Here is a 12,165-nt window from a genome sequence, read left to right on the forward strand (position 1 = left end):
TCGGATTATTCCTCCTCAAATACGCGGATCCCGCGCTCAACAACGCCTGCAAATGCCTGCGCATAGCTCTTGTACTCCGGATGTTTCGCAATGATCTTGTCCATCACGTCTTTCATCTCGCCGCTGATGATAACGGTGCATCCTGCTGCCTTCTTGTTGGTGGAACGATTCTCGTACATATCCTGCATTACTTTTACTCTTTCTTTCATGATAAAGCACTCCTCTTATTCTTTATTATTTTCAGAAATCACTGCCGTTTTCTCTTATGCGTGATATTCGCCGCTGCACACGGCAGCGTATATTTTTTACTGTACCCAGGCACCATCCGCGCCGACTTTATACTTGTTGTCGATCGTCGTATTTCTCACGATCTTGCCGTCTGCACCGAGATAGAACCACTTGCCGGAATCCTGTCTCCAGGCATTCTTCGCCATCGTCCCGTTGGACTCAAAATAGTACCAGTCAGTTCCGAACATCTTCCATCCGGTCACCATCTTTCCGTCCGGGTCGAAGCCGAAATCAGCGGCATCGATCGTATAGATCGTTCCGACAGCCTTTGTTCCATCAGCGAATTCATATCTCCAGCTTCCGTTGTCCTGAACCCACTTTCCCGCAGTCTCCTGCTTCGCAGTCGTTGTCGTTGTCGTGCTGTTTCCGGTCGTATTGCCTTTCTCTGTATTGACATACTGATATCCGTAGTCCAGCATTTTCTTTGTATCTGCATAGTGGGTGCTCTTGGATTTTAAGATCACTGCGACCATGCGGACACCGTCCTTCTCAACACAGGTCACAAGAGTGTTTCCTGCCTTGGAAGTATATCCCGTCTTTCCGCCGACGATTCCTGCATAGTATCTGGAATCATTCGGATAGAGCATCTTGTGGCCCGGAGTGATCGTTCTCGCGGCAGCAGCCTTTGTTGCCGGGAACTTGTAGTTCAATGTGGAATCGATCTGGCAGAGCGTCTGATTCGCAAATGCGGCAGCTGCGATCTTTGCCATATCACGGCATGTCGTGTACTGCTGGTCAGAGTTTAAACCGTTCGGATTCACAAAATGAGTGTTCGTGCAGCCAAGCTCCTTTGCTTTCGCGTTCATCAGATCTGCGAATGCGGAAATGCTGCCGGAGACATGCTCGGCAAGTCCGTTTGCAACCTCATTGGCGGATTTTAAGAGAAGTCCGTAGAGGCAGTCTTTTACAGATACCTGGTCTCCTTCCACAAGTCCGATCTTCACCGCACCGGACTCCAGATTTGTGACAGCCGTCTTTGAAAACGTCACCTTGTCGTCCAGTTTCGATTTCTCCAGCACAAGGAGCGCTGTCATGAGCTTTGTGGTGCTGGCCGGGGCGAGTTTCTCATCGGCATTCTTCTCGAAGAGAACTCTTCCGTTCGTCACATCATAGAGGATTCCCGCCTCCGATGTGATCTCCGGCTTTGTGATGGCATCTGCAGCCGCTTTTGCCGCTGCGCTCACCTGGCTCTGGGTGTTTCCACTGTTTGTATTGTTTGATGTACTGTTCTCATATCCCGGACCGCCCTCGTTTCCAGCCTGTGTCCCCGCTGTTGTCGTCTGAGTATTCTGGCTGGTCGTCTGTTTATCGCTGTCACGGATGATCGTAGCCGCCTGCACCGGCTGCGCCGCGAAGATCGCGCACGCAAGTGCAAACGGGATAATTCTGTTCATTTTTCTCATGTCTTTTTCCTCTTTTTCCGGTATATTTTCGCAAAGATGCCGCTGTTCACGCATTTTACCATGCGCAGACCTGCTGAAAAGTCACCTTTCCTCTCTCTATGCTAACATAGATCCACCGAAAAAACTTTGAATTTTTCTGTCGATTTTCTTATGTCATTGGCATTTCGTGTTATTTTTCACGGGTAGGAATTTTCTGAACTGAAAATTCCGTATGATACCGTTGTGGTCGCGGATTTTGCCGATTCGGAATGCGAAGCATCGGCAAAATCCTGTTACAGTGCGCGGGCATGGAGTGCCAGTGTACTGTAACCATTTCGTTACAGATCACGCACTGCCTGTCCGCACACTGCAGCAGGATCCTGCTGCAGGAAAGCAGCTATACATCCTCGTCCAGCATCCGGATCAGGTCTTCCCTTGTGATGCTGCTGAGTGCTCCGGTTCCCTCCGTCACCACAGTGTCCGCGAGATCCCGCTTCATCTCCTGAAGCTTCAGGATGTTCTCCTCGATCGTATGTTTTGTGATGAGTTTGAATACGGAGACCTGATTTTCCTGACCGATCCTGTGGGCACGGTCTGTCGCCTGGTTCTGCGCCGCCACATTCCACCACGGATCGTAATGGATCACCACATCCGCAGCTGTCAGGTTTAATCCTGTTCCGCCTGCCTTCAGGGAAATCAGGAACACCATCACATCGTCCTTCTGGAAAGAAGATGCCATCTGCATGCGGTCCCGCTTCGGTGTCGAACCGGTGAGCAGGTAGAACGGGATCTTCTCCTTTTTCAGACGCTTTGCGATGATCTCGAGCATCGACGTGAACTGTGAGAATAAGAGGATCTTATGACCCGCCGATGTCCCGTTCAAGAGCAGTTCCATGCAGGTGTCAAGCTTCGCAGAGCCGCCTTTATATCCCTCAAAACACAGGGACGGCTCACAGCAGATCTGGCGCAGACGCATGAGTTCCGCGAGGATCTGCATCCTCTCTTTTCCGTAGTCACCGTCGGTTCCCTCCATCAGCTGTTCCTTTAAGGAGGCGGCTGCCGCCGTGTAGAGATCCTTCTGCTCGCCTTCCATGTTGGAATACAGGACCGTCTCAAGCTTATCCGGAAGCTCCTTTAAGACGTCTTTCTTTAATCTTCTCAGGATAAACGGACCTGTGAGCTTCTTTAACTGAGCCAGGGCATTCGGATCCTGGTCTCTCACGATCGGCATCTCAAACGCCCGCTTAAATTTCTGCGAGGTGAATAAAAATCCCGGCATCAGGAAATCAAAGATACTCCACAACTCTCCGAGATGGTTCTCGATCGGCGTTCCCGTCAAAGCAAAGCGTGTTCTTGCCGGAACAGCCTTTACAGACTTCGCCGCCTGTGTGGAGGAATTCTTGATATACTGCGCCTCATCGATGATCTCAAAGCGGAACTCCTTTTCATGATACCAGAGAATATCGCGCTTTAAAAGGTCGTAGGAGGTGATGATCACATCCGGCTTTTCTGTCTCGTAAGCTGTGAACATCTCCTCGCGCTCGGCCTGGTTTCCCGCCGCCGTCATGATCTTAAGTTCCGGTGCAAACTGGGCAAACTCATTTTCCCAGTTGTATACAAGGGACGCCGGGCACACGACAAGAGAAACTCCGCCGTTTTTCGCCTTCTCATCGAGCAGGAGGGCGATGACCTGGATCGTCTTTCCAAGACCCATCTCATCTGCGAGAATTCCACCGAAACCATATGCATCCAGGCTCTTTAACCACCGGTATCCGACTTTCTGGTAACTGCGGAGCGTTGAAGCGAGGCGCTCCGGGATCTCATAATCGCTGTCTTCCACGTCTTTCATGCCGCGGACCACCGCCTTGAACAGCTGGTCCCGGTAGACGCTGACACTCTTATCCTCTTTTAACGCCGCATCTAGGAACATGGCGCGGTACGCCGGAAGTTTGATCGTCTCGGAACCAACCAGCTCCTTCGAGACACCCAGCTGTTCCGCGATCTTTGCCACCGTGAGAAGTCCGCCGTCCCCGAGTGTCAGGAAGTCGCCGTTCTTCATCCGGTAGAAGCTCTTTTTCTTCCCGTAAGCCGCAAGGACCGCCGCCAGCTCTTCCCTCGGAAGTGCCCCGGTATCCACCTCAAGCTCCAGCCATCTTCCAAGCGTTCTCACCTGGACAGATGTGCTCACCGGCGGGAGAACGCGGATCTTCTTGAAGGACTCGGACACGAACACGTCACCCGTGTCCATGAACTTCTTCATTCCCTCAGAGATCAGACGATATACCGCCTCGTCATCATTTTTGATCACAAGGTTTCCGGAACCGTCCTCCGTATATTTAAAGTAGGTAGTGATCAGCTGGCTCACCTTGAACTCTCCCGGAACATCCCGGCAGATCTCTTTCGGAACATTCTCATCTGCCAACGGATGGAAGGAAAAATCTCCATATGCAAGCTCCGGGCGCAGATTGACCGTCCCGACAGCGTCACTGTCAAAATAGAACGAGGCTTTCAACTCTTTCGGGCGGTAGCTCTCAAGATCCACGCCTTCTGAGCGGATCAGTCCGAAGGATTCCAGCTTTCTCAGAACACGCTCGTAAAAGAGCGGCATATCCCGGTCGTTGACTGAGACCTCGTTCTCCGCGTCCAGTCCCATGACCATGTATTCCATAAATACGGTCAGGCACTCCGTGTAGTCCGCATCACAGCAGTAGATTGCCTCCTGATCTGCGATAAACAGGGATTTTTCACCGGAAAAGGCCATGATATCCTTGTCCACGGTGACTTTGATGCCGTCTCTTCCCTCTTTTTTCACTACCGCGGTAAAGACCGGATTTTCCCTTTTTACTGTGAGCATCCGTTTTTTCTTCCGGTAGTCCTCGCACTCGATGGTCTGACCTTCCATGATCGCTAAGAAGCGCTCTCTCCCGGCTTTTCCGAGGATCAGCTCCTTTAACGCCGGCTCCGCCTCCATGGAAAATCTTCCGCTTCCGCGGTACTGTTCCCGGAAAAATCCGACACGCTCCATGATGAGAAGCGCCAGCGCACGGCTCTCCTCATCAAAAGCCTGGAGACTGTGGTGGAAAGCCAGTCCTTTTCCGTACTGGACAAGACTCATGTTTTCCATTGCTTTCGCGAAGGCGGTCAGATCCTTCACCGGGTACTGTTTCTCCCGTCCCACCGTGAAGCGGACCTTCACCTGTTCCCGCGAGATCGCGACGATCGGGACCAGACGGTAATGTCCTTCCTCGGAGGCCCCCATGATCCGGCTCACCTCACGGTTTGTGTATTCCCGGACCATAAAGCGGACCTTCTGTGAAGTGGAGACCGGATGTTTTGACTCTCTGCTCTCCCTGCGGATCCACTCCGCGAGCAGGGCATGGGCATGCGGGCACATCGGGATCCCGTCCGGTCCCTGTGTGCAGGAGACTCCGCAAAATCCAAGATTTCTTCCTGTTTTACTGATATGCGAACAAGAGTAGTCAAAATTCTGACTACCCTTGCGCAGGATACGGACACGGTATTCATCTTCCCCGTCCATGACGGTTCCTCTGATCTCTGTTTCGCCTTTCCAGAAGGTTTCGGCGGTAAGCTCCGTTACTTCCATATCGATTTGTCCCCCAGGTTTTTTTATAAAATATCCTACGAAACCAGATCGCTCCGCGCTTCGCGCTCCCACGATCTCAAACTTCATTCGCAATCCGGCCTCACGGCCTACTTGCTCATGAAGTTTTACCTGTCAAATGTCTGTGCATCTTGGGAAGCAAGCTTCCCAATCTGTACAGCCGCTTGACAGGTTATTTCATCACATTCTCTCCGGCGCGTCAAATCCCAGGACGTTGATGCAGGTCATAAGAACATTGCGAGTTAATGTAACAAGGCTGATATATCCGGCCTGTTTCTTTTTATCTTCCTCGGCGATGATCTTTGTCTCGTGATAGAAGTGGTTTAATGCGTTGGAGAGCTCGTAGATGTAAGCACAGATCTTATGCGGTGCAAGCTCCTCAAAACAGGTGAGCATCACGTCACTGTATCTGGAGAGTGCGAGCATTAAGGTCTTCTCCGGCTCTGCGGACGGCGGAAGGATCTCACCGTTCTCTGTATTCTCACAGGTATCCTGATATTTCTTTAAGATCGAATTGATTCGCGCGATCGTGTACAGGATATACGGACCTGTATTTCCCTCGAAAGAAGTAAACCGGTCGATATCGAAGACATAATCCTTTGTCGCCTGGTTGGAGAGATCCCCGTATTTTAAAGCGGCAAGACCAACGATCTCAGCTGTCTTCTTCGCCTCATCCTCGGAGACGGTACGGTTTTCCATAATACGGTTGTAAGCAGCCTCATCGATATCCGCGATCAGGTTCTCCAGACGCATAACGCCGCCCTCTCTCGTCTTAAACGGCTTTCCGTCCTTTCCGTTCATCGTTCCGAAACCGACGAAATCCATCTTCCGGTCTGCCGGAACGATCCCCGCCTTCTTCGCAACACGGAACACCTGGGTAAAATGAAGCTCCTGGCGCTTGTCCACAACATAGATGTAGTGATCCGGCTTGAAATCTTCCTCTCTCTCAACGATCGTTGCAAGGTCAGAAGTCGCATAGAGAGCGGCTCCGTCGGATTTTCTCACGATACACGGCGGAAGCTCCTTCGTATCGGTCGGCTCCGCGATATCGACAACAAGAGCACCCTGGCTCTCGTAAGCAAGTCCCTTATCCTGAAGATCCTTGATCAGTCCCGGGATATACGGCTGCGCGTCGCTCTCCCCTTTCCAGAGATCAAAATCAACATCGAGATTTGCATAGTTTCTCTTCAAATCCCTTAAAGACACATTCATGATGTGCTTCCAGATCGCACGATACGGCGCATATCCACTCTGAAGCTTGAAAGTTGCCTCCTGCGCACGCTCCTTGAACGCCTCATCCACCTTGGACTTTCCGCTCGCCGCCGGGTAGATCTCCTCAAGCTCAGAGATCGTAAACGGTGCCTCCTCCGGATACTCCCCTGTAAAATTCGGATCAAAATACGGAAGCTCCGGCTTTCTGTCCTTTAACTCCTCGATGATAAGTCCCATCTGAAGCCCCCAGTCACCGAGATGAACATCACCGATCACCTTGTGGCCGACAAAACGTCCCATGCGCTTTAACGCCTCACCGATCACCGCAGAACGAAGATGACCGACATGAAGCGGTTTCGCAACATTCGCTCCGCCATAGTCGATAATGATCGTCTCCGGATTCTCGACCTCACCCATACCAAGCTTCTTCGCATCCTTCATTCCGTTCATATAGTCAGAAAGAAAAGAAGCATCTACCTTTAAATTGATGAATCCCGGCATAACGGCATTCACCTCTTCAAACACCTTGCTGTCCTTTAACTGCTCCACGACACCGTTCGCGATATCGATCGGTTTCTTTTTATATGTCTTTGCAGCTGCCATCGCACCATTGCACTGATACTCGCAAAGGTCCGGGCGGTTAGACAACGTCACTTTCGCAAAATTCTCGTCATAACCATTCGCCGCAAAAGCTTTTCTCATCTCATCCGTGATGATATCCAGAATCTTTTTCATCTGATCTTCTCCTTTATTAGCGTGCGAGTCTGCGATCATCCCATTCGCCGCACCAAAACAGCCAAACAATACCGCAGACTGATACAGTAACTATCATTATACCGTATCACGGTAGAAAAATCCATACTTCTGCACACTTTTTTGCACAATCCGCGCCGAGCGCAGCAACGGCGCACTCCTTGCGCCTGCAGCGGAGAGCTTCCGGTCAGGAGTGCATGAATACGGGGAAGGATCCCACCGCACTCCTGACCGGAAGCTCTCCGCCCCGCTCTCGCCAACACACTCTCTCCCGAAAAAACAACTGCCAGGCTCTCCAAAGAACCCGGCAGTCACAACTATATCACGCTCTGATCTCTTATTTCCCGATCACACTCGCCGCAAAATTCACCGACGCCATCGCATCCTTGCAATACGCATCCGCCCCGATCGCATCCGCATACTCCTGCGTCAGAACCGCACCTCCGACCATGACCTTCACCCAGGGCGCATCCTTCCTCAGCGCCTTGATCGTCTCCTCCATCGACGGAACCGTTGTCGTCATAAGAGCACTGAGCCCGACCACCGGCACATGCTCCCTGATCGCCTCTTCCACGACCGTCTCCGACGGAACATCTCTTCCAAGATCGATCACATCAAAACTATAATTTTCCAGAAGGACCTTCACGATATTCTTCCCAATATCATGGATATCCCCCTTCACCGTCGCCAGGATCACCTTTCCCTTCTTCTCCTGAACCTCTCCGCTCGCCTCCATGGACTCCTTCACGACAGCAAACGCCGCCTTCGCAGCCTCCGCACTCATCAGAAGCTGCGGAAGGAACACCGTTCCGGCCTCGAATCCCTTTCCGACCTCGTCGAGAGCCGGGATCATGTCCGTGTTGATGAGTTCGAGCGCATCCGTATCCTTCAGGGCAAGTCTCGCCGCATCAGACGCCGCCTGGGACATTCCCTTTATGATACTCTTCTTTAACGCAGAGCCCGTATCCGCTGCTCCTGCCCCGGATGCAGTTCCGGAACCTGCCGCACTTCCGGTGCCCGCAGTCCCGCTCACGCCTGCCGCCTGGTTCACAGCCGCTGCCTTTAAGATCTCCTTCTGTCTCTTTTTCTCCGCTTCCTTCGGACCGTAGATCCCCACATATCCCGCACAGTTCTCATCCTGCGCCGTCAGCACCAGGAAACTGTCGTAAACCTGCATCATCGCTTCCAGATTCGGGTTCACGATCCCTGCAGAAAGCCCATTCTGCATTGCGAGAAGGAAAAATGACGCATTGATATTTTCGCGCATCGGAAGTCCGAATGACACGTTGGAAACGCCGAGAACCGTCTTTCCGCCCAGCTCGTCCCGGACTCTCCGCACAGTTTCCAGGGTTGTAAGCGCCCCGTTCTTATCGGAGCTAACCGCCATGCAGAGGCAGTCCACGAGAATGTCCTTCTTCGGGATCCCGTAGGATGCCGCCGTCTCGTAGATCTTCTTCGCGACCGCAATTCTTCCGTCCGCAGTCTCCGGGATCCCGTCCTCATCGAGTGCCAGGGCAACGACAACACCGCCGTAATGCTTTACGAGCGGGAAGATCTGTTCCATGACCTCTTTCTTTCCGTTTACCGAGTTGATCAGCGGTTTTCCGTTGTAGATCCTGAGCGCCCGCTCCATCGCCACCGGATTGGAAGTATCGATCTGCAGCGGCAGGTCCAGGACACCCTGAAGTTCCTTCACGACATCCACCATCATCTGTGGTTCATCGATCCCCGGAAGTCCCACGTTGACGTCGAGAACATCGGCGCGGCTCTCCTGCTGGGCAACACCCATGGAGAGGATGTATGTCAGGTCCTTATCCTTTAATGCCTGCTTGAATTTCGGCTTTCCGGTCGGATTGATCCGCTCTCCGATCAGGATCGGGCGGCCGCCGAACGTCACCGCATGGGAGTAGGAGGAGATCACGGTCCGTCCTTTATCTGTGATCTCACAGACCGGGATCGCGTCGCAGACAAGTTTTGTCTTGTGAATGTGCTCCGGCGTCGTTCCGCAGCAGCCTCCGAGGACCGTCGCCCCGTTCCGTGCCATCTCCTTCATCGCCTCGGCAAACTCGTCCGCATTGATATCGTAGACAGTCTTTCCGCCCTCACTTCTCGGGAGTCCTGCGTTCGGGTTTACAAGGATCGGTGTGGAGGAAACACGTACCATATCTTTTAAAAACGGAAGAAGCTGGATCGGTCCAAGTCCGCAGTTTAATCCGATCACATCGGCGCCGAGGCCTTCCAAAAGCGCCGTCACGGACTCCACATTTCCTCCGGTCAGCATTTTTCCCTTTTCATCGAGGGTGATCGTCGCAAAGACCGGGAGATTGCTGTTTTCTTTTGCTGCCAGGACTGCTGCCTTTAACTCGTAGCCGTCTCCCATCGTCTCGATGATCACAAGGTCGGCTCCCGCCTCTTTTCCGGCGATGACCACCTCTTTATATGCCTCATAGGCATCCTCAAACTCGAGATCGCCGTACGGCTTTAAGAGCTTTCCGGTCGGTCCCATGTCGAGCGCCGCGTATCCGTGTCCGCAGGCTTTGATCGCGCGCTTCGCATTTCCCACCGCTGCCGCAACGATCTCCTGCACCGAATATCCGTCCTCGGCCTTGAATTTAAAATGGTTCGCACCGAAGGTATTGGTCGTCACCACATCAGAGCCTGCTTCCAGGTATTCCCTGTGGATCTCCTCGATGATCTCCGGTTTGGAAAGATTCCATGTCTCCGGAAGTTCCCCGGGCTGCAGTCCTCTCGCCTGCAGAAGGCTTCCCATTCCTCCGTCAAAATAAATTCGTCTCTCTTTCATCAGTTCCAGAATATTCATGGTTCTCTCCTATCGTCCCTGATCCGGATCCTGACCGGATCAGCTCGTAATTTTCCATCATTTTTTATTTTCTGTATCTCAGTCCTGACATCTCCGGAACACGCAGTCCTTTTTCCCGCACGCTTCACATCCTTCGATCGTACATGCTGCCGGTGTCCTGCTCACACCGATCACCGCCGTCACCGATTTTGACGGCATCATAAGATATCCCTCTGTCAGAGTGATCCCGATCCTTTTCCCCGCCTCCAGGCCGTCAAGGATCTCTTTTTGCGCCGACAGCGGAAAATCTCCGTATCCCGGCGAAAATCTCGGTCTGAGATAGAGGCCTTTTTCCAGATATTCCTTTTTCCACCCGGCATTCAGCTCATTGCAGTAAGCTTCCACCATCGCAGCGGCGGCAGCCTGCATGACCACCGCTTTTGCCACGGAAAGTTTCCCGTACCTGGCCAGAAGTCTGTCCACCTGTGCGCCGACAGTGACCGCCATCACCAGCACGGAATCACAGCCAGCCAGGTTTTTTCTTAAATTTTCACTCTTCACCCGAAAACATCCGCCATTGATCGTCCCATCATCTTCCATGATCAGCGGATACTCCCGGATCAGATGTCTGAAATCTGCCGCACTCTCTGCTTCCCGGATACATTCCTCTAAAAGCCGCTCCGTCTCCGGATCCGGTTCATGTTTTCCAAGCCCCAGATAGCGGAGCGCTTCTTTTCTGTCTGTCTGCATTTTCTGATCGGTTCCTTCACTGTTTTTTCATATTTCCTGGATCTTCTCTGCACTGTTTCCGAGGATCTTTTCCGGTTTTGAATGAGTTTCTTCCTTATTATAATAGACCATATAACCGGCAGTTAAGTCACTTATAACTACAGGTTAATCTATTGCTTCCGTTATAATCTGCCTTTTATCCGTTCTTTTTCGGATGCTTATCAGCATACCACCTGGTATCTGCCCTCGTCCAATATATTCGCTATGTGCCTGGCTATAGGTTTTTCCTATTGCTATTTTGATCCGTCACATTCCCTCAAATTTCCGGATCTCCTCCAGATATTTCTGTCCCAACGGGCTTAGCGCGATTCCTTTTCTCTTCAGATATCCGATCGTCATGACCTCATCCGACTTTAACTTGACGGCAAGGTAATCCGATCCGTTCAGATTGTCGCAGAGGATCCCGGAACAGAGCGTATATCCGTTTAAGCCCACCATCAGGTTTAACAGGGTCGCACGGTCATTTGCACGGATCAGCCGTTTATAGCTGTAGGTGCTGAGGACTTCCTCGGCAAAATAGAAGGAATTATAATTTCCCTGTTCAAAGGAGAGACACGGATATTCCTGAAGTTCCTCGATCGTGATCTCGTCCTGACCGGCCAGCGGATGACCTTTCCAGAGATAGACATAGATCCCGCAGTCCATCAGCGGACAGAATTCCAGATCTGACTCATCAAACAGCTTCGTGAGGACTTTCCGGTTAAAGTCGTTTAAATAAAGAATACCGATCTCACTGCGGAATGTCTTCACATCCTCGATGACCTCGTAAGTCTTTTCCTCCCGCACCGCAAATTCGTATTCATCCATGCCGAACTGCTTGACCATCTCGATGAACGCATTCACCGCGAACGTATAATGCTGCATGGAAACGCCGAATTTTTTCTTCACGTTCTTCTTTTCGATATAGCGGGACTCCATCAGCTTATACTGTTCCGTGACCTGCCTGGCATAGCCCAGGAACTCCTGTCCTTCCGGGGTCAGGACAACGCCGCGGTTGCTTCTCTTAAAAAGCTCCGTTCCGATCTCGTGTTCCAGCTCCTTTAACGCCAGTGAGAGACTCGGCTGGGAAATAAACAGGAGCTTCGCCGCTTCGTTCATGGAACCGGTGTCTGCGATCGTGATCACATATTTTAACTGCGTAAGCGTCATAATACTCTCCTTTCCGGCCGGTTCGGATGGCCAGGATCTTCGTTCGCCCAGTTACTCAGATTTTACCGATTCCCGCGCATTTTGTCAATCACAGAGACACATCGTCTGACACGTCCGCTATTTTTTACGGACAGAATATTTCCAAACGGAAGCTGCGGATTCTGCCGCTT

The 12,165-nt window shown here is 51.9% G+C and carries 7 protein-coding genes; all 7 read right to left on the reverse strand.

The features are described 5' to 3' along the window. Window positions 1–5: 5 nt before the first annotated feature. The 7 genes from ACXMYH_RS10755 to ACXMYH_RS10785 all read right to left on the reverse strand — a co-directional run bounded on the left by ACXMYH_RS10755 (window position 6) and on the right by ACXMYH_RS10785 (window position 11,995). The gene (locus tag ACXMYH_RS10755; RefSeq protein ID WP_142410519.1) at window positions 6–209 is read right to left on the reverse strand and encodes a hypothetical protein; all 204 of its coding nucleotides are present in this window, start codon (window positions 207–209) and stop codon (window positions 6–8) included. 96 nt (window positions 210–305) lie between these two features. Continuing rightward, a complete protein-coding gene (locus ACXMYH_RS10760; protein ID WP_486554871.1) occupies window positions 306–1,691 on the reverse strand; it encodes a D-alanyl-D-alanine carboxypeptidase family protein in 1,386 nt (461 codons plus the stop codon). 376 nt (window positions 1,692–2,067) lie between these two features. Beyond that, window positions 2,068–5,274, reverse strand: a complete 3,207-nt coding sequence (locus ACXMYH_RS10765) for a DEAD/DEAH box helicase (RefSeq protein ID WP_486554872.1) — start codon at window positions 5,272–5,274, stop codon at window positions 2,068–2,070. 198 nt (window positions 5,275–5,472) lie between these two features. Then, complete coding sequence (gene argS, locus ACXMYH_RS10770; RefSeq protein WP_486554873.1) at window positions 5,473–7,239, reverse strand: arginine--tRNA ligase; 1,767 nt, start codon at window positions 7,237–7,239, stop codon at window positions 5,473–5,475. A gap of 355 nt (window positions 7,240–7,594) precedes the next feature. After that, on the reverse strand, window positions 7,595–10,078 hold the full coding sequence (locus ACXMYH_RS10775) for a homocysteine S-methyltransferase family protein (protein ID WP_486554874.1): 2,484 nt from the start codon (window positions 10,076–10,078) through the stop codon (window positions 7,595–7,597). A 78-nt stretch (window positions 10,079–10,156) separates the two neighbouring features. Further along, on the reverse strand, window positions 10,157–10,807 hold the full coding sequence (locus tag ACXMYH_RS10780; protein ID WP_215703654.1) for a vitamin B12 dependent-methionine synthase activation domain-containing protein: 651 nt from the start codon (window positions 10,805–10,807) through the stop codon (window positions 10,157–10,159). 285 nt (window positions 10,808–11,092) lie between these two features. Continuing rightward, on the reverse strand, window positions 11,093–11,995 hold the full coding sequence (locus ACXMYH_RS10785) for a LysR family transcriptional regulator (protein ID WP_118297024.1): 903 nt from the start codon (window positions 11,993–11,995) through the stop codon (window positions 11,093–11,095). Window positions 11,996–12,165: the final 170 nt, after the last annotated feature.

This window comes from Pilosibacter sp. NGB245, from assembly GCF_057397225.1.

Coding starts and splice junctions, on each gene's coding strand:
- ACXMYH_RS10755 (WP_142410519.1), bottom strand. CDS start 209: ATGAAAGAAAGAGTAAAAGTAATGCAGGATATGTACGAGAATCGTTCC.
- ACXMYH_RS10760 (WP_486554871.1), bottom strand. CDS start 1,691: ATGAGAAAAATGAACAGAATTATCCCGTTTGCACTTGCGTGCGCGATC.
- ACXMYH_RS10765 (WP_486554872.1), bottom strand. CDS start 5,274: ATGGAAGTAACGGAGCTTACCGCCGAAACCTTCTGGAAAGGCGAAACA.
- argS (WP_486554873.1), bottom strand. CDS start 7,239: ATGAAAAAGATTCTGGATATCATCACGGATGAGATGAGAAAAGCTTTT.
- ACXMYH_RS10775 (WP_486554874.1), bottom strand. CDS start 10,078: ATGAATATTCTGGAACTGATGAAAGAGAGACGAATTTATTTTGACGGA.
- ACXMYH_RS10780 (WP_215703654.1), bottom strand. CDS start 10,807: ATGCAGACAGACAGAAAAGAAGCGCTCCGCTATCTGGGGCTTGGAAAA.
- ACXMYH_RS10785 (WP_118297024.1), bottom strand. CDS start 11,995: ATGACGCTTACGCAGTTAAAATATGTGATCACGATCGCAGACACCGGT.